Genomic DNA, 19,858 nt, shown 5'->3' with positions numbered 1-19,858 from the left:
GAAATTCATAACATTGAGTCTCTATCTTTACTGAAGAATGAACCATTCAGCCTACCCCAATAATTTTAAAATTAGCTTTAGTAATCTTATGTATATCATCAACTCTCTCTAAATTTTAAAGATACGCGAAAAACTATATTGGTTACTCTAAGTTAGAGTTTATCATTAGCTAGAAAGGTAAATAAACTAAAAATAACAAATTGTATACTTTTTAAAATTATAGTTAGCAATATGACATCCACAAATCACATTTTCACTTTACAACATTTAACTTAGATTGTATTTTCATTTACTTATTTAGAATATAGTGGTAATATTGTTTTTGATTCCAAAAATTATAGGAGGTAATATTCCCCCTGAAAAACTTAAGATTTATGATGAAGGTTTTATTAACAATGATTCTTACTTTAAGTTTAACTGTACCTGCTTTTGCCGAGCAAGGCGTGAAAGAAGACCCAGAACTAACCGAAGGATTGGCTCTTCCTATAGAAAAGTTTAATATCCTATATGGTAAGCCAACTAGTAATCTAAAAGAAATTACAAGTATTGATAAGAATGCAACCTTAGAAATTCAAAATATTCAAGTCAATGATAATCAAGTCTTCCTATCTGCAGTAGTCAATTATAATAACCAAAACAAGACACTTGAGGCTACCGGAGAACTTTACAATAGCTATAAACAAGAAGATTCAATCAATAGTATTGTCGGTGACCTTAAAGATAAAAGTGGTAATTTTGAAATAAAGCTGTTTGATATCTACAACGATACAGCTAAAGATAAAATGATTGTGAACAATTCCCTAGAAAATATGCCACATTTGAAAACATACTTAAACGACCACCAAGGGAACATCATACTTTTTGAAACACCTCTACCTGAAGATTTAGAAAATATTTCTGTGAATAATAGTGAGAAAATTGATACTGAAAAGGACTTTTTTTGGTTCAATGATGTAATAACTCCATATGAACAAAAAGAGATTCCGACCAATGATAATATAAAATCAACTCTTGGCCTGGACTCTGTTTTCCCTACAGCAGTTGGATATTTTTCAGATTGGACACACAGTACAACCTACTATAAATCATTTTATGTTGGGAATGATTATGTTCAAGCTTATTCCTTGCCGTATGGGTCATGGAAAGCCTTAGATGTAAAAAACCAATCCACATGGACCAACAGCTTCAAAATTGCAGAGCACGTAACTGTAAATGGAACAACCAATAGAAGCGTGGATAGTCCTTTTAAATATCGTAATGTCAAGTTAAGTACAGCAGTTGGTGCAAAGTCTTCCATAGTTACTGCGTTTATAGATGGTCGTCTTGCCGGAATAAATAGTGGGTCTAGTTTGGCTATTAAAATTGCAGAAAAAGCATGGTCAACAGCTTTACCAGCAGCTCCTTCTATTAGTGAAATTAGAAGTTGGGTTAACGCTATTATAGATGCAGGAACAAGTAAAACAGTAACTCTTGGAAGCTCAAACATTAAACTAAGTACATCTCCTACTGTTGTGGAATCTGTTAATTCCGGAAATAATCAATTATATAAGATTACAGACTTGAACGGTTCTAATACTGGGCATCATTTAAATCTTCAGACTGTGGTACAATATGAAAGCACAACAGGTACATCAGCTACAGCAAATGCTATTTTAAAAATTAAATGGGATGTTATGTATGCTAGTGCCTTGTTGGATTCAAATCAAAAAGAGATTACATTCCAATATAGTGTTTCTAAATAATTTTATGCGAGGTAACTCTAGTGAGTTACCTCTTCTTTGCTCAAACAGTCAAATAACTTAAATTATTAAGGAGGATATGCTGAGAAAAAACTATATTCGAATACTTTTTGCTTTATTAATTGTGATACTCGTTGTTACGAATATATCGCAATACAAGACAAAAGAGTTATACAAATCAACTCTTACTAATCAGTTGAACACCGATATCACCGAACTACGAAGCGCATTATCATCTAATGACTTGGCTTATGAAGAAATTTTGCAATCTCAAACGATGTCAAAAGATCAGTCTAACTATCTTATGGGAAATAATGATGAAATCAGAAAAATTGTTGATAGTTTCTCAACTATGGCTGTTCAATTAGACAAAGAAAGCGAAAAATCTCAATACACTGAAACACAACAAAACGCATTGAAACTCACAGAATATTTCAAAGATTTACAAAGTGACAATAAAGAACAGATTCTTGATTCTAATACTAAAATTGTATTAGAAAAGGCACAACAATTGAATAAAAAGTGGAGTACTACTATGACCAGGACACAAATAACAAGTATTGCTAATGATTCATGGATTGAATTACTGATGAATTTAGAAAAGGATACTCGAACTTTTCTTACAGAGAATAAAATTAAAAGTATTGAGGAATTTTGGCTAGAAAGACGAGAAATTCAATAATAATAGAAAACAACCTTCAAAAAAAATTAGTTTGTATTTTTTTGAAGGTTGTTTTCTATTCCTTGTCACAGGGTAAATATTTTGTTTTGCTTCCCAACCCGAAGTGTCCAAAATTCCACTTACCCCGTAAATCAAAAAAAACTCCAGTCGAACTCCTTGGACAGACGCTCGAGCAGATGAACGCCAGCGAGGCTGTTGCCTTTGCGATTAAGTGCCGGGCCAACCACACCGATGCCGAATTGCCCCGGAACAAGCGTCAGTATTCCACCTGAAACACCACTTTTGGCGGGCAAACCAACCTCGATGGCAAATTCACCAGAAGCATTGTACATCCCGCAGGTAGTCATAAAGGTCTTGGCGATCTGCACATAACGACGGGGAATGAGTTCTTCGCCAGTAATCGGATCGGTTCCATCATGAGCGAGAACAAGTGCCATGCGAGCCAGGTCAGCACAGGTGACTTCAATAGAACAATGACGGAAATAAACAGCCAGCACATCTTCTACATCATCTTTGATCACACCGTTATGTTTGAGGAAATAGGCGAGGGAGCGATTCAGGTGGCCACTTTCCGATTCGGAACGAAAAACGTCTTCGTTATAACCCAATCGTTCATTATTCGCTAACTTGCGGAAAAATTCAAGAATACGGCGGGACTTCTCTTCCTTACAGTCCCCACCAACAAGAGAGGATACGGTGATCGCCCCTGCATTAATGAGAGGATTAAACGGAATGCCTGGTTCAACCAGTTCCAGCTTGATCATGGAGTCATAATCATCGCCGGTGGGTTCTTTTCCTACATTAAAGAAGACCGCCTCTTCCCCGTGATCCATCAGGGCCAGAATGAGGGTGAACACTTTGGAGATACTTTGCATCGTAAAAGGAACTCCGCAATCGCCGGCAGACACATGGTTACCTGCCGCGTCCATGATATGTATTCCCAGATCATCCTGAGATGCTTTGACCAGTTCCGGAATATAGGAAGCTACTCTCCCCTGTCCCGTATGCAGGCGGCTGGTCTCCAACCACTCGGGCAACAGAGCATTCAGTCGTTCCATCGTTGAATCACTCATATGTCATCTCCTCCACGTTTATCTATAGAAGTATCTTACAAGAGATACTAGCCCTGCAATACAACGGAGCGCTGTACTGAGGCAAGACACCTTATACTCCATATTCTATCCTATGCATTACCCTGTGGTACGTGAAGTTACACGAATTTCTACCGGGAAAACAAAAAAGCTGATAGAGTAACAGCTTTTTTTGGGGACTTTGTTCTATTCTCTGAATCAGGTCGTTCATGGATTACGATGGGGACTGTTCCTTCATTTTTCCTAATTCCATGAATCATATTTCAGTCTTGTTCCCTCGCTGGTTAACAAAATCTTCCGCTCTTTCAGCCATAAGCTCCGAATCAATATTGCTAATGCCAATTCTGGCAAGTTTGTGCACGACCTGACTCGCGGATTGTGCATTTTCAATAATGATGTTTACGGCTTCATCAGCATCATCGACAACGCGAATATAACGTTTGAATTCCTCTTCTGTCATATTTTTAGTACCCACAAAAAGTTGGTAAAGCAAACCCATCACTGGCATGTGCAGCCTTTTATCAGGGGTCTCTGAATTGGTCCAGAACTGGCTGTCAAGAAACAGCATTGAAGTAATTGGAGCCTTATTATACGCGTCATTCTCACGGTAATAGACTTGAGCAGCGTCCTGGAACACTTCCTGGATTGTGCCTCCCCGCCCCTCCGAAAAAATGATACCGCATGAAGCCAGTGTAAGAAGCACATCTTCCCGTATGCTATTGAGAAAGTATTTCGCAACGTGGGTAGCAAACGGAGTAAACGGCTCGTGGCCATAATGCCAGGTCGGCAGTGCCAAACTGCAATTGAGTGGGCTGAGCTGATCCTTGAGTTCATTTGCTATTTCCCATGCGGGAAGCATCCATTTATGGAGCTTACTTAACAATTCTTCATTAAAGGTCTGCCCATCTTTACCGATAATATCGCTCATGTTTTGCGGGAATTCAGCAAACGGTTCCTTCTCCAAACGATTTATTGCAGATTCAAGGCAGCCTGCAGACCGTCCAGCGTGAAGAGCACCAAGATGTGTTGCTTCCATACAACCAGGTCCGCCACCGCTAACGACAATAAAACCAGATTCTGATAGCTTCTGGGCAATTCGTGCTACTTTACGATAGGTTTCGCTTCCACGTTTCTCCCGATGTCCTCCCATAATTGCAACAGGACGACGGCCTGCCTGTAACTCCGTTGCCAGAAATCCGTTCATTTCGCGTACAACGGATGTATCATGCACAGCCTCCATCATCGCAGCATAAGGATCTGAAACGGTTGTACCTCCTTGCTGATGAAAATATGTAAAACACCGAAAATCCGGCGTGGCTAATAGACTCCGTGCATCATCCGCATTAAAACCCTTAAGCAACTCAAAGGGAGTATAAAGCTTATCATGAATAGGGTTAAACGGAGGATGCGTAATCCATTCCAATGATTTTATCATAATGCTCTCCTTTTACATGTAATTTAGGACGGCTCTATCTAATATAGATTGCACAGAAAAAAGCCGCTTTATAAGCGGCTGCAGCATGTTTAAGCATATACTTTCATGTGTATCTAACGTCTTTATCTGTTAGGACGCAGATTCAACTCCAGAATCTCCCCAGGCAAACCGTCGTAATCCCCTACCCATGTTGATTCAAAGTTCTGTCTAAGCAAAATCTGACGGGATGCCGCATTGGAAGGATCAATAACGGCATATAGAACCTCAATGCCTGCAGCCTGAGCCTGAATAATCAGGCGGGACGCGATAGCTGTACCCTGACCTTTGCCCCAATGCTCCGGTAGAATCATATACCCCATCTCTGCCCGGCTTGGGTTATCTTCATCCAGAATCAATTTGGCGTAGGCCACACCCGCATCATCCTGCGTGGTCACTCTATAGTGCCCGCATAAAGAACGAAGGTTATAATCTAGCATGGAATCGAACTGTGTTCTCGCTTCCGGCTCCGGGATCGCCCGCTCGGTAATCTGCTTCATGACGTCCTCATTGGAAACGAGTGCATAATAATGTTCAAAGTCCGGTTCTGTGTATTTTACAAAGTTCATGAATATGCCTCCTCAGGATAGATCATTTCAATGTCATCGTGTCGCATACCGTATATCATTTTATAGCGCGTCATCGAGTACAGTTTTGCTTTGATTCACCTAAAGTATAACAGAAGCAAAGGTAGCAATGCACATCTTGGGATGTACGTCAGCGTGGTTACGTCGCTCTTGCACTTGGCAACAAGGCTTTTGGGATTTGTGAAGCTTTTGAAAAAGGTAAAAACGGCCTCATCTGAGACCGCTTGCCATTAATCTAATCTAACTTTTGGTATTCGTTCTTAGCCCAATGCCGTGTCCAATCGCTAGGTCTCTGTGATGTTGTGATACGTATATATGGATCTGTACAACGATATAACTACAACTTAGCTTGCCCGCGATGACGGGTTGAACTGCATCTGTTTATTATGGGAATCACGTGCCCGCAGGCTTGTACCTGGAGGTGTGATGATCAGTGCCATCAGCAGTGATACCGCGCAGAGTACCGCAATAACGATAAAGGTAAGATGGAAACCACCCAGTAGCGCACTGATGAATGATCCAGCCAGAGCACCAAATCCGAACCCTTGATAGATCACGCCATAGTTTTTGCTCTGGTTTTTCAACCCGAAGTAATCGGCCACAATGGCTGGGAACACGGTAATGTTACCCCCAAAGCAGAAGGCAATCGCTGCCACACAAGCGAAGAAAATTCCAAAGTTTAGTGGCACCAGACTCAGCGTCATGACAGCTACGGCTGTAACCAGTAGCGCTCCGGCGATGACCTTCATCCGCCCTACTTTATCCGACAAGGCACCTAGAATAATCCGACCAGCTGTGTTAAAAATAGCGACCATCGCCACCGCATTTGCAGCCGTTGCTACGTTAAGACCTGCGAGCTGTACACCAATGTCTTTGACAATGCCGATCAGATACAGACCGCTCATACATGCTGTGAAGAAAATACCGAAAAGCATATACGCCTCTTTTGTACGAAGCATTTCTTTAACCGTATATTCATGATGGGCTTCTGCAGGTTCACTAACCGCGCCCTCTTTGGCATTCACCGGAGACTGTTCACGAACCACCGCTTCACGGATCAGGAATGATCCAGCAACAACCAGTACAAGAACGATTATCCCCCAGTACATAAATGCTTGCGCTGGGCCAACCGCACTAATCAGGGCGGAGTTCACATACTTGAACAATAGACTACCGGTACCAAAAGCACCTACCGAAATACCCGAGATCAGACCTTTACGTTCAGGGAACCACTTGATCAGATTGGATAGAGAAGTGATATATGCTGTGCCGTCCGCGAAACCGACCACAAACCCAGCCAGCAGATACAGCAGCGTTAACGAGCTCACCTGAGAACTTAGAATAAGTCCAAGCCCGAGTACCACCCCGGCTACACGGATCAAACGCCGAAGCCCCCAGCGCTCTTGCAATCGGCCCGCAAACAAGGTAGCAAATGCCAAAGCAAAACTCGTAATCGAAAAAGTTATCGCGACCGAGCTGACGTCCCATCCGAAACGATCAGACAGCGGTTGATTAAATAAACTCCAAGTGTAAATGGTGCCGAGTCCCATTTGTACAATAATTGTACCCAGTACAATAAGCCAGCGGTTCATGGATAAAGATGATGTCGTGGTTGAATTCAATGCTGATGAAGCGGATGAAATAGCTGCTTTCATCGTAATCTCCCCTTTGCCGATGTCTGTGACATGTTGAACATTCTCTGTACCATTCAAACATACTTGAATGCGTTCACAAGACCATCATATATGAAAGGGGATTCATCGAGCCGTTCTGAGCATGAGTTGCATCAAATACGGAATGAAATGCCGTTATATGCGCATGAGTTGCCTGAATTCTTTGACTTTGCCACGACTGACGGGCACTTCGGCTTCCAGATCACGCAAACGAAGCAGATACGTATTGTTAAACCAAGGCACGATCTCACGAATTTGGACAAGATTCACGAGGTAGGAACGATGGCAACGGAAGAAGGCATCCTGCGGCAAGCGACTGTGAAAATCGGAAATGCTGACCGGCATCGTAAACTCTCCATTTTTGGTATACACCTTAGTGACCTTCTCCTGAGCCTCTGCATAATAGATGTCCGCCGAATCGGTGACAATGATATTGTCATTGCGCAGCAAATTGACCCGTGTTCCTGTCAGATGATCCGCCGCCTGTGATGGAGAATTAGAAGATGTCGGTCGCTGCTCCAGCCCTTGATGTGCCTGCAATGTGCCAGTATGAAGCGGAGCTTCTCTTGTGTCATATCCTCGCTGAGCCCCATGATCATTTGTTGATGAATGCTCCTCGGCACGTCGATATGCCTGGTTCTCACTCTGCGTTCGGCTATCCAAGTTCTCCGTTTGCTCCTGATCGCGTTTGAAGGTCAGCTCCAACTTGTGCAACATGGCAGCGATCCGCTTCTCGTCATAAGGCTTCAAAATATAATCAAAGGCTTCCAGTTCAAAAGCCTCAGCCGCATGCTCCTTATATGCTGTCGTAAATACGATGTAAGGTTTACGTGCAAACTTGCCAATATGATGTGCCAGCATCATACCGTCCAGCGAAGGAATGTTAATATCGAGAAATAGTACATCCACTTCCTTCTCCTGCAAAAATTTAAGCACATCCAGGCCATCTTCCAGACAATCCACAACATCAATCTGGCTATGTTCGTGAATGAGATAACTCAATTCTTCACTTGCCGGAATTTCATCCTCCACAATTAATGCTCTCATCCTTCTCTTATCTAACGCGCTCAACATTCCTTCATCTGACGCTTTCATCGCTCCATCATCACTTTGTTATGACATCTCCTTTGGGTACATCAAATAAAATCTCGGTCCCTTGCTCTAACCTTCTAATCGTCAGGCCTTGTCCATAAATCAACTTCACACGCCGATGCACATTATATAGCCCGATTTGGTTGCCCGGCATGCGATCATGGTAGACTTTTTCAATAATATCCCCACTGATGCCTGCCCCGGTATCACTCACGCTAATACGCACAAAATCAGAATGATCCTGTACCTGAATCCGCACAGTTCCCGGGCCTTTAACCTTCAGAATACCATGTATAATCGCGTTTTCCACGAGTGGTTGAATAACCAGGCTTGGGATATGGACCGCCACTTCATCAATCTCATAGATAACCGTGAGTCTGCTGCCAAAGCGTGCTTTTTCAATCTCCACATAATTGCGGACCTGCTCCAGCTCTTTATGAATATCAATTAACTCATCCGACAGCTCCAAGTTGTAACGCATGTAACCCGAGAGATTAACAATAAGTTCCCGTGCACGATCCGGCTTGGTGCGTATGGACGAAGCGATAGCGTTCAGCGCATTGAACAAAAAATGAGGATGAATCGTTGTCTGTAATGCGCGTAATTCCGCTTTGTTCGCCGCAGCCTTAATCTCCTCTACGCGAGACACCTCCATCTGAGTGGAAATAATCTGCGAGAGTCCTACAGCCATCGTTTGCAAAGGATACGTAATTTTGTAGGCTTTACGATAATAGATTTTGAGCGCGCCCGTTACATCGCCTCGTTCTTTGAGCGGTATAATCAGCAACGAGTGGATATCCGGGGTTTTCTCATCTGTTACATCGTTACTGATCGTAATTTCCCCGCTGGAAATCGTCTTCTTGGTCATTTCACTAATAATCTCATTGCCAATATGATACCGTTCCTCGCCAAAACCAACATAAGCCAAAACATTCCGTGTATCGGTGATCGCTACCGCGTCCGCTTGGATATCCTCTTGAATAATTTTACATATTTCGCGCAGGGAATCCTCATCAATCGAGCGGAAATACGGTAGTGTTTTATTCGCAATCTCCAAAGCCAGCTTGGCCTGACGGCCTGCAATTAACTCCTTTTCCCCCTCCACACTCTGCACCAAAAGTACGATCAGCCCAATGTTCACCTCACCCAAAATCATCGGCAGTGCAATCTTCGAAACGATATCTGCTCCAAGCGGGTCAGGATACGAGTATAGGAGAATCAGCAGCATCGTGAGCCCTTCAATGATCATGCCTGCCCCAATACCGATCATCCAGCGTTTGGATTTTGGGGTGTATTTGTGAATGTAACCCGACACCAACCCCGCAAGTATACTTGTGATCAGGCACGGAATCGCGGTTATGCCATCCATATCGATGAGGTAACGATGCACCCCGGACACGAGTCCCGTAATAATGCCCACCGGTGCCCCAAATAAAATTCCACCTGATAAAATCGCAATGATCCGCACATTAACAAGTGAGCCTTCAACGTTGATGCCTGTATATGTACCAAAGATGGCAAACGCACAGAATAACATAGTTACCGCAGCATACTCCTGCCACCTTAACTTCCCCTTTTGCAAAATCTGCCTGAACCGCGGCACCCGCGACAGAAAAAACAAAAATATAATCAGCAGCGCCGCCCGCTCGAACAGCCCCAGCAGCATCGTAAACATTTCCAATCCATCTTCCTCCGCATCTATCTGAAAAATAACAATAACAGTGCCAGATCATCCTCATGCATCCCGCACTGCGATATTATATCTGTACTACTCGTATGCAACAGTTTACCCTCCCCCTTGGAGGAAAGCAAAGGATATCCTGTGAATATCGTAAAAAGGCCAACCGAACATCCGGTTGACCTCGTTCCACTGCATTTGGATCAGCTAACAGTTGAAGCAAATATTCGTCTAATAAAATAACTTGGTGTACAGCTCCAGGCATGGCAATAACTATTGATCAGATTACTGCCATACGGAGAATATGTCTTGTCGTCGGGATTATATAGCTCCCAGAACGTATCTGCTCCATCCTTTACCATGCCGCCCCAGTATGCTCGAATCTGCGCCAAGGCCTCTTCCTTTTTTCCACATTGCAACAGCGACTCTACGTAATGATGCATCATGTAAGGCGTGTTCATTGGAATTGCTTCCTTATGATTCATCAACCGTTGCAACAATGCCCACGCTGCATCCTTATCCACCACTTCAGCCAGAATCATCCAGACCTGCGATGCCCACGATACCTGACGTCCCTCACCACTGATGAAGAAACCTTGTTCCTCATCCCATAAATAATGAAGGGTAGTCCGTTCCGCCTGCTGAACCTGCATCTGAATCTGTTCCTCTTGCGCGGACAGCCCCAGTTCCCGGGCAATCCATTGCCCTCTTTTCATGCCATAGATCAATATCGCCTGTGCACCTGCCTGTTTATTCAACTGCTCATGCCAATCGAGGAAGCAATACCACGTGTCATCATCCTGCACAACACCACGTGCATCCAGCCGTTTCAAGGCAATGTCGATCTGCTCTCTGGCAACAGGCCACAACACCTCCAGTGTCTCTCGATCCTTCGTTGCCTCGTAATAGTCCCATAATGTAGTGATGAAAAATAGGGCATAGTCATACAAGTAGATGTCATCTACATAAGGCTCCGGTTTTTCGTACAGGCACGCACCTACTTGCCCACCTTCCAGCCTTGATCCGGCAAACAGGTATAAACAGCGCTTCACCAGATCATTACAGCCAAATGTCTCATAGTTGACCAAGGCCTGCAAACGCAGATCACCAATCCACAACCGACGATCCCGTTTCGGCCCATCCTCAAATACCGTTTGCATACAATCCCGAAGAGTACGAATCGATACCAGATCAAGCTGTGCGAGCTCTTCATCGATGTTTTCCGGCAATGGCGGTACAGCATCCATCGATGCGGAAGTCACCGTTGTACAATAGATATCCTTGATCTGGATATCATACCGAATCGATGTGTCCAGTACTTCAATCTTCAGATAACGAAAGGCATATCGACGGTTCAACGTAACTGTGCCAGGTAGCACGTCTACATTAAGCACCTCATCCTGCAACCAGGAACGACTAAGCCACCCCTCATATGTGGAAAAGTCTTCCGAAACCTCACATGGCATCTCGCCAAATGTCAATTTTAATCTCAAAGGTGCATCTGCATTGCTTCGGACGTTCAACAGTGACAGCGTTACATAACCGACGAGATGCTGGCCAAAATCCAGTGTTATCTCGTCTCCCTTGCGTAGCGTTTGCTTGGGCAAAACAGAAGCCGGGCCTATCGTCTCCATCCGCCATCCTTGAAATGCCTGTGAATCTGACATGGAACGAACGATCCGCTCGGGATATACCGTTTGCTCGTGGAGCTTTGGAATCCATTGCTGCGCCTGATCCATCCATGATGCGTTTATGATATGTTCGCCCATCCTACGTTCACTTATAATCTTTTCACTCATGCCAGGTTCTCCTCCTTAACCTTTAACTGCACCAACCGTCATACCACCAACGAAGTATTTTTGTAAAAATAAAAAGACCAGCAGCAGCGGCAGTGCACACAGGAAGCACGCTGCGAACAATACATTCCATTGGGTCGGATTTTGCTGATCCCCCATAAATCCAAGCATCGCCAGAGGTAAAGGCGATTCTCCGGCTCCGGAAATAAAAATCATATTAAAAAAGTAATCGTTCCAGATCCATACTCCCTGCGTAATAATAACGGACACCGTCACTGGAAGGAGCAGCGGAAAAACAACTGTCCAGAAACGCTGGAATAATCCGGCACCATCAATATGTGCAGCCTCCTCCACCTCTTCAGGTACACCACTGCGAATAAATCCGGTATACAGGAAGGTGGAAAACGGCAAGCTGCAAGTTATAAACATAAAGATCGGAGTATACTGGTTCGTCGGAATATGCAGCGCATTAATCATCTGCACGATAGGGATCAGCACCATCTGAGCAGGCACCACGAGCCCGGACAGAAAAAATAAATACATAAACTTGCTGAGCTTTGTTTTCAGCCGGGCCATCGGATATGAGGCCATCGCCGCGAACAGGACAACAAAGATGACCGATACCCCAGTTAACACAACGCTGTTCCATAAAGCATCCAGAAAATGCATACGCTCGAAGGCAGCTTTGTAACTTGCCAGAGACATACCTTGAAACAGGACGAGTGGATTGGTGTTATCTTTCGGATCACGCAGTGAAGTCGAAAAAGCAATAATCAGTGGAATAAGATTCAGCGCCATAATTAGAATGACAGCGAGCTGAGTAAACCCTTTTCCCATCCATTTACGAGAAGTCATGCCGACACCTCCCGCTTGTTCATTTTCAGTACAAATACCGCCGTAATAACGATAATTACAGCAAAAGATATGACACCAAGCGCGGAAGCCTTGCCAAAGAGCTGCTCGGTAAATGCCATTTTATAGATCGAAAAGATTAACGTATTCGTCGCTGTACCCGGGCCGCCATTGGTCATAATAAACGGAAAGTCAAACGCTTTGAGCCCGTTGATTAAGCTCAGAGTTACATTAATGGTGATAGCCGTTGCCAGAAGAGGTATCTTCACATGTCGCAACAACCGCCAAGGACCGCACCCGTCGATCCGACCCGCTTCTAACAGATCATTCGGGACTGTTTGCAGACCGGCCAGGAAAATAATCATCGTAGTCCCGATCGTTTTCCAGATTTCCACAAAGATGATGGAATACAAGGCTGTTGAATAATCACCGAGGAAATTCAGTTCACTCGCAATACCCAGTTTATTCAGAAAGGAAGAAATCAGCCCGTAATCCGGCATGTATACGTAACTCCAGAGAAATCCCACAACGATTGCGCTGAATAGCGTAGGAATATAGGCCAAAGAACGGTAGATTCCGGTTCCTCTTATTTTCATATTTAATAGCAAGGCCATCCCCAAACCGATTAGATTACCCACAACAACCGTAACAAACGTATAGATTAATGTGTTTTTCAACGATACACCAAGCACATCACCGCGAAACAAATCTTTGTAATTGTCCAATCCGATATAGCTAAACGCCTGAGCATATCCGTTATAGTCCGTTATACTGTACTGGAATAACCGCAGAATCGGGAAAATCCAGAACGTAAGGTAAAAAAGTAATGCGGGTACAGCAAACCAGTACATGGACTTTTTCATGACAGTCGAGTTCATCTTGCTCCATCCTCTCCCAGAAGAATGCGGCCAGGGAAGTAGCTGAAAAGCCCTTCCCCATGGCAACAGACAGTTTCATCTAATTCTTGATCAAGTGTTTTCAGACACACTCTAGTTCTTCCACAGCTCTCTAAATTTGCTTTCCATCGCAGCTGCGACCTCTTCAGGTGTTGTCTTTTGTCCAGCGATAATCTCTGCGAATTTGGCTTGCATGACATCCGACACTCCCGCAGGCCACATCTGATTGCTAAAATATACAGAGTTGCCTGTTTGTTGATAATTGTCATTTACTTCCTTGAACAATTCCTTCTCCAATGTCACACCTTTGTACACACTGATTGAACTGTTGGAAGCCACAAAAGCTTTGAACAACTCTGACTGTCCGTCAAACAGATAATTCAGCACTTGCTTCGCTGCATCCAGATTGGCTGATTTTGCATTGAGTGCATAACCGGCCGATGTTGCACCAGACACATATACCGGTTTGCCAGAATCATTGCCTGGAAGGGAAGAGAATCCGCGAGTGAAGTCAGCTGCACCTTTGGATGTCATGGAAGCGTAATCCCATGTACCGGTCAATGTCATCGCTGCTTTGCCATCAATGAACAGCTGTGCTGATTGTGCACTGCCGATACCCAGTGAGTTCTTAACCACGTAACCTTTGTCGTACAGATCTTTATACCTTGAGATCGTTTCAATCCACTTTGGATCGGTCAGTGATTTCTCACCTTTTTGCAGCTTTACATCAAAATCCTTATCATCCGGGTATACCATGTTGGCCGCAATCTGGTACATTCCAAATTGGATCACCCAAGGATCTTTATCTCCCATAGCAATCGGTGTGATCCCCGCATCCTTCAACTTTTGGCATAATTCCAGAAACGAAGGCCAATCTTTCGGAAATTCAGAGTAACCAACCTGTTGTAGCAGTTCCTTATTGTAATAAGCCCCCAGAAATGCAATACCACCCGATACGCCGTATGGCTTGCCGTCCACAGACATATCATCCTTTGCACCTTGACTGATATTATTCCAGAACTTCAGGTCAGACAGGTCAGCGGCAAATCCGGCTTTGGCAAAATCAACGACTCCACCTGCTGAATTTTTGGGGAAAATCCAGAACATATCCGGCCCCTGTCCAGCTGCCAGTTTCGTTCGTACCGAGGTGTTGTATTGATCATCAGGAAGCTTCTGCACTTCCAACGTGATATTCGGAAACTTTTCCTTGACTAGACGAGGCAACGTTTCGAGTTCGAAGTCCTCCCCTTTCGATGCCTTGTTTCCTGAGAGCATCATCGTCAACGTGATCGGTTTGGCAGAGTCACCGGCTCCCCCATTATTGTCGGAACTTCCCTGTTCCTGACTGGCAGAACTACATGCGCTAAGGAACATCATTAGCAGCACTAGAGTCAAAGACCACAGTTGTTTTCTATTTTTCATCTTGTCATTCCCCCAATTCATGTTTATTCTTGCTTTGTGCACATTTTCATCATACGGCGTTCATCAGTACATTTACTTTAGCTTGTGTAGTGCACTATTTTTAGAATTGACATTCGCAGGGGGAGCACGTATGATTCTGTTCAATATCAAAACCAAACTGTTTCTGATCCTCGTTCTTGTGTCGATCATACCCATTATCGTTGTATCCCTGAGTTCCTACCGAAGTTATACGAAGCTGGTGAATGAGCAGACTTCTCTGATTACATCCACAACAATCGGCAATTCGGTCAAAAGTATGGAAGAGATTTTGCAGAACATTGACCGGATTTCGGTCACTCTTCTTCAGCAGTCTTCCAATGCAACCACTTACAGTACAGTTAGTGATGAACTAACGAAGCTGAACAATACGAATGATCAGTACGACATTTTTATGATACGTAGCAAGCTCAAGCTGATCTTTGAAAATATTTTGCTCGGATACAATTACATTAATGGTCTCTACCTCTTCACACCGGACGGAAAATGGATCAGTTATGGAAGCAGTGGCACGGATCTGCGTTTAGACTACGTTGCTCTTCAAGATCAATGGTATCTCGACACCATTCAGCGTAAAGGCGATTTATATGTTGGTGAGGTGGGCGTTAAACCTTATATTATCAATGCCAAACAGTCGATCGGTTTCTCCAGAGCCCTTTACGATCCGAACAATCATGAGTTTCTCGGCGTATTCATGCTGGATTGCGGGATGAACATTTTTGATGGATTGAAACGAAATCCTGCTCCGAGTCTCTCCAACCTGTATTTGGCTGACGATCAGGGGAAAATACTATACTCCACGGAAAGCAACAAGATCGGACATCCTCTTCCTGCCAGCTTTAATCCGGCAATGAAGCAAGTGAACAGTAGTTCACAGTATAAAACCATTCAGGATAAAATGATGACCGTTATACAAAAAGTGCCTGGACATAACTGGAATGTGATTGCCAACATCTCTCTTGAACGCTTATACGAGCAGTACAACATCTCTCAAAAGCTATTTTTGTATGTTGCTGTAAGCTGTGCTGTAATCTTTCTACTCTTATCCTTTTTCTTGTCCAACCTGATTACCAAACCGATCATTGAATTAACCAAAATGATGCGTAAGACCAAATCACATCAGTTCGTGAAGATCAGACCGCCAAAAAGCAAACATGTGGATGAAATCGGAATCCTCTATCATGAATTCGATAAAATGATGAAGGATATTGATACCCATATTCGGGAGAGCTATCAAAATAAAATCCTGACACTCGATTCACAGATGAAAGCACTCGAAGCACAGATCAATTCTCATTTCTTATACAATACACTGGAGTCAATCAACAGTATTGCAGAGATTGAAGAGGTCGAAAGCATTGTTGTTATGACCAAGTCACTTGGCGATATGTTCCGTTACAGCATCAAAACAGATAGTGAACGCGTGACCGTCAGCGAAGAGCTACAGCATGTTGAAAATTATATGGCCATTCAACAGATCAGGTACGGAGATAAAATCAACTTCGAGCTCTACGTGGAGCCTGAGATCCAAAACCACTATATGCTTAAACTCCTGTTGCAACCGCTCGTGGAAAATGCAATTTATCATGGTCTGGAGAACAAACGTGGCAAGGGTACGATTATGATTACCGGCAAGGTTCAAGATGAACAGATCATCTTTGAAGTATGCGATGACGGCGTAGGCATTGCACCTGAACAGGCAGATGAGCTGAGACAACTACTATTACAGCCGCCAGAATTCATTTCTGTCGGTCAAAGGCTCAAGCAGAGCATTGGCATCAAAAACGTACATTCACGAATTGTTCTGTATTATGGTGACGGATACGGGTTGACCTTCCATAGTGAGGTTCATCGAGGAACCCGAATTACCTTAAAAATTCCAAGTCTTTGAGAGTAGAGGTGACGGCTATGTATACGTTTATCGTTGTGGATGACGAACATTTGATTCGTAAAGGTCTGTTAAAAAAACTGGAGGCATCGGAGCATAAGATGACGCTGGTTGGTGAAGCAGACAATGGAGCCGAAGCATTGGAATTGATTGAATCCTTGAGCCCCGATATTGTCTTCACAGATATGCGCATGCCCGAGATGGACGGGCAATGGTTAATTCGAACGGTGAGCCAGCGTTTTCCTCATATCAAACTCATCGTGATCAGTGGCCATACTGATTTTGATTATATGCAGGAGGCCATCTCGGCCAAGGTAGTCAATTACCTGCTTAAACCGTTTAGCCGGGACGAAGTTCAACGTGCCTTGCAACAAGCCATACGAACACTTGAACAGGAGCGCGCGCTGAAACAAGAGGTTGTTCAGCTGACTGTGGAGACAGAACAAATGAAAATCGATGCTGACCATCAGACTTTTCTTCATGTTGTGCTGAGTCCACATCTGCCCGCGAAGCGCCCTATATTCCGTTCCCGAGAATTCGCTGTCCTTCTGGAATCCGAACTTCTGCTTTTTATGATGATCTATAGTCCTAAACCCTTCATCGTGGAGCATCTTCCATCTTTTTCGCACAGTCTCTATATCCCGCATCCTCAATCAGAACAACTTGTTTTTCTCATGATGTGTGATCCAGGCGACACAGTTGCTGAACTGCAAAAACGTGCCGTTCTATACGCGGAGCGTATCCTCGCAGAAACAACAACAGCGGAATGTTGTATCGGAATCAGTCTTCCCTTATCCGATGTAAGTCGTATTCGTGATGCTCATCATCAGACTATTTTAGCTCTCGACCAACGTTCCATTACCGATTTCGGTAAATGTTATACCTATACAGAGGAGAACAACACCTTGTCTTCCTTGCGCTGGAGCAGGTCGCATGAATTACTGTTTTCCATCGAAAGCGGCAGCGTATCCAAAGTGCAAGAGTTAATCGCTGATTTCTTTGCTTTCTTTCTCCAGCAACCTGATGCTTTACTAGCACACCTGAAAGAGCAGTGCCGGGACATTGTGGCTGAAACGAAACGCTTGCTGCAACATTATTTGCAAAGCGGTAGCAGTAGCAACGGAAATGCTTCCTCCAGTCTAGAAGCCGTGCTTGACATTTCATTTGATATGGAATCCATTCGTCAGTATATGGACAAGGTGTTGACAGGGACAGCACTACTACTTCAAGAATATAATCCTTATCGATCCGATCAGGTTATCGACAACGTCAGAAAATATATCGATATTCATTATGCCAAAAATTTAACGCTGGAATGGGTCTCCTCCCTGTTTTACCTGAACCCAAGTTATCTCAGCTATCTGTTTAAAGAAAAACACGGCGAGAACTTCACAGATTATATTAACCGCTTGCGTATTGAACGAGCTAAACGCGCCTTAACCTTGACAGAGGACAAAGTCTATCGCATTGCCAAGCAGCTTGGTTACGATAATCCAAAATACTTCTTCCGCGTATTCAAAAAAGTGACCGGACTGACCCCCGAGGAATTCCGGAAACAATACAAAGTTACGTGCAGCACCAAAGAACCAGGTCACGAGTGATGACCTGGTTCTTTGAGGTTTGCCTGTTTGGTGCAAAGTCATTGCATCTTTTCCTGCACAGAGAATGCTAGACTGATCTGGAAACGCTGCTAACACAGCCACACTTGGCAAGCACATATAAAGCCAGCCAAAACTACGTCCTTCTTCCACTACCCTCACTTGGCTGAATTGACCAACTTCTCTTCCTCAGATAACAATAGTCAACACTACAACCTTTCTTCCGCAGCAAACGTTAGCTAACACAATTTATTTTTGTAATTTTCAATTATGATCAGATAGCTAACGAGAAAAGCCTCCCAGTAAAACTGCTCACCATATCTCTCCAAATTCTAACGATCTCAGATGAGCTTATTTAAGCGAAATAGAGCCCTCTGAAATTGTAACGATCTCCACAAAGCTTATTTCAACAAAAACAGAAGAAACAAGCCCATTTTAGCGGCAAACAACTCAAATAAGCTTCCCTGGAATCGTTAGAAAATAAAAACGTGTGATATCGCTGAAATAGCGTTTCTGGTGATCGTTAGAAAAACCTAGTCCCCGGTGCCCTCTCAGCATCGTAAATATTTCCAATCTAACTTCCTCTACATCTATCAAAAAATAACATAACCTGGTAACTGTAATACATCTTGCATCTCATACTGCGAAGTTATCAATACCCCGCTCGTATGCCGCGGTCTTCCCTTCCAAGTGAGGAAAACAGAAATTATCCTCTCTAAAAATCCAAAAAGGCATTTCATCAAGTCACACATGACTGATGAAACACCCTTCTTTACATTACCATACTCTTTTGAATGTAATGCGGCTTTTCAAAAAATTCAGTTTGCACATTAACGGAGAGAGCAGAACCAATCTGAAGAAGCGAAGCGGGCGCCTTTATCACCGGATTTTACCCTTATAGAGGGTAATTCCAAAAATTCGGGGATAACAGCGCTCGGAAGATGGTACTGCACTCGGAGTGTCCCGTGTAAACCCCTATATGTTTTGAAGTAATCCCATCACATTCAACTTTACCTGAACATACCCCACAGCTTAATCAAATGAAACGTATTGTTCGGATCAATCTTCTGCGCGATCACAAAAGTAACAAATTGCTCCTCCTGTGCAGGCGAGAAGTTCTCATTCATAATGACTGCCGACGATTTAATGAGCCTGCGCACCTTCGCTTTATCCTGCAGATCGGCCTTCGTTACGCCATCGATCAGCTTTTTAATCCGCTCTTTAACCGCAGGATTTTTCATCTTAAGTTTGATCCGCTCCACCAGCTGCGGACTAATTCCATATTGTTGGTAACCCAAAACGTACAGCACCTCCCAAGAAATGAACTCACTTCTTATTCATATGTCGGGAGGGCTTG

At 43.7% G+C, this 19,858-nt stretch carries 15 protein-coding genes; 4 read left to right on the top strand and 11 right to left on the bottom strand.

Going from position 1 to position 19,858, the window contains the following annotated elements:
* Positions 1–374: 374 nt before the first annotated feature.
* Together J2T16_RS12335 and J2T16_RS12330 are read left to right on the top strand one after the other, a co-directional pair.
* Entirely contained in the window at positions 375–1,742 is a 1,368-nt protein-coding gene (locus tag J2T16_RS12335; RefSeq protein WP_336120319.1) for a hypothetical protein, read from the top strand.
* Positions 1,743–1,818: 76 nt separating this feature from the next.
* Positions 1,819–2,421, top strand: coding sequence for a hypothetical protein (locus J2T16_RS12330; RefSeq protein WP_253492994.1), 603 nt, complete (start codon positions 1,819–1,821; stop codon positions 2,419–2,421).
* Between the two features lie 131 nt (positions 2,422–2,552).
* Here the strand turns inward: J2T16_RS12330 and glsA are convergent, their stop codons facing one another.
* From glsA to J2T16_RS12280, 10 genes are all read right to left on the bottom strand, one after another.
* On the bottom strand, positions 2,553–3,494 hold the full coding sequence (gene glsA, locus J2T16_RS12325) for a glutaminase A (RefSeq protein ID WP_336120320.1): 942 nt from the start codon (positions 3,492–3,494) through the stop codon (positions 2,553–2,555).
* 274 nt (positions 3,495–3,768) lie between these two features.
* Positions 3,769–4,947, bottom strand: coding sequence for an LOG family protein (locus J2T16_RS12320; protein WP_336120321.1), 1,179 nt, complete (start codon positions 4,945–4,947; stop codon positions 3,769–3,771).
* Between the two features lie 122 nt (positions 4,948–5,069).
* Positions 5,070–5,552 (bottom strand): GNAT family N-acetyltransferase, encoded by a 483-nt coding sequence (locus tag J2T16_RS12315; protein ID WP_090922690.1) that lies wholly within the window; start codon positions 5,550–5,552, stop codon positions 5,070–5,072.
* A 362-nt stretch (positions 5,553–5,914) separates the two neighbouring features.
* Positions 5,915–7,225 (bottom strand): L-lactate MFS transporter, encoded by a 1,311-nt coding sequence (locus J2T16_RS12310; protein WP_418792653.1) that lies wholly within the window; start codon positions 7,223–7,225, stop codon positions 5,915–5,917.
* 153 nt (positions 7,226–7,378) lie between these two features.
* Complete coding sequence (locus tag J2T16_RS12305) at positions 7,379–8,290, bottom strand: LytR/AlgR family response regulator transcription factor (RefSeq protein ID WP_336120322.1); 912 nt, start codon at positions 8,288–8,290, stop codon at positions 7,379–7,381.
* Between the two features lie 58 nt (positions 8,291–8,348).
* Complete coding sequence (locus J2T16_RS12300) at positions 8,349–10,001, bottom strand: LytS/YhcK type 5TM receptor domain-containing protein (RefSeq protein WP_499018472.1); 1,653 nt, start codon at positions 9,999–10,001, stop codon at positions 8,349–8,351.
* 215 nt (positions 10,002–10,216) lie between these two features.
* Positions 10,217–11,812, bottom strand: coding sequence for an alpha-L-rhamnosidase-related protein (locus tag J2T16_RS12295; RefSeq protein ID WP_499018400.1), 1,596 nt, complete (start codon positions 11,810–11,812; stop codon positions 10,217–10,219).
* 15 nt (positions 11,813–11,827) lie between these two features.
* A complete protein-coding gene (locus J2T16_RS12290) occupies positions 11,828–12,664 on the bottom strand; it encodes a carbohydrate ABC transporter permease (protein WP_336120324.1) in 837 nt (278 codons plus the stop codon).
* A complete protein-coding gene (locus J2T16_RS12285) occupies positions 12,661–13,524 on the bottom strand; it encodes a carbohydrate ABC transporter permease (RefSeq protein WP_260510925.1) in 864 nt (287 codons plus the stop codon). Before J2T16_RS12285 ends, J2T16_RS12290 begins: the two co-directional genes overlap by 4 nt.
* 126 nt (positions 13,525–13,650) lie before the next feature.
* Entirely contained in the window at positions 13,651–14,979 is a 1,329-nt protein-coding gene (locus J2T16_RS12280; RefSeq protein WP_336120325.1) for an ABC transporter substrate-binding protein, read from the bottom strand.
* A gap of 130 nt (positions 14,980–15,109) precedes the next feature.
* On the opposite strand from J2T16_RS12280, the gene J2T16_RS12275 reads away from it, so the two are divergent.
* Both J2T16_RS12275 and J2T16_RS12270 read left to right on the top strand, forming a co-directional pair.
* Complete coding sequence (locus tag J2T16_RS12275) at positions 15,110–16,906, top strand: sensor histidine kinase (RefSeq protein ID WP_499018399.1); 1,797 nt, start codon at positions 15,110–15,112, stop codon at positions 16,904–16,906.
* Positions 16,903–18,504, top strand: a complete 1,602-nt coding sequence (locus tag J2T16_RS12270) for a response regulator transcription factor (protein WP_336120327.1) — start codon at positions 16,903–16,905, stop codon at positions 18,502–18,504. The genes J2T16_RS12275 and J2T16_RS12270 overlap by 4 nt, the downstream gene beginning before the upstream one ends.
* Before the next feature lie 1,007 nt (positions 18,505–19,511).
* Here J2T16_RS12270 and J2T16_RS12265 read toward each other — a convergent pair.
* Positions 19,512–19,799 carry a stage VI sporulation protein F gene (locus tag J2T16_RS12265; protein ID WP_145331903.1) on the bottom strand — a complete coding sequence of 96 codons (288 nt, stop codon included), beginning with the start codon at positions 19,797–19,799 and terminating at the stop codon, positions 19,512–19,514.
* Positions 19,800–19,858 lie beyond the last annotated feature (59 nt).

Source organism: Paenibacillus intestini (assembly GCF_030803945.1).
GTDB classification, from domain to species: domain Bacteria; phylum Bacillota; class Bacilli; order Paenibacillales; family Paenibacillaceae; genus Paenibacillus; species Paenibacillus polysaccharolyticus.
This window is presented reverse-complemented; position numbering and strand designations above follow the sequence as displayed.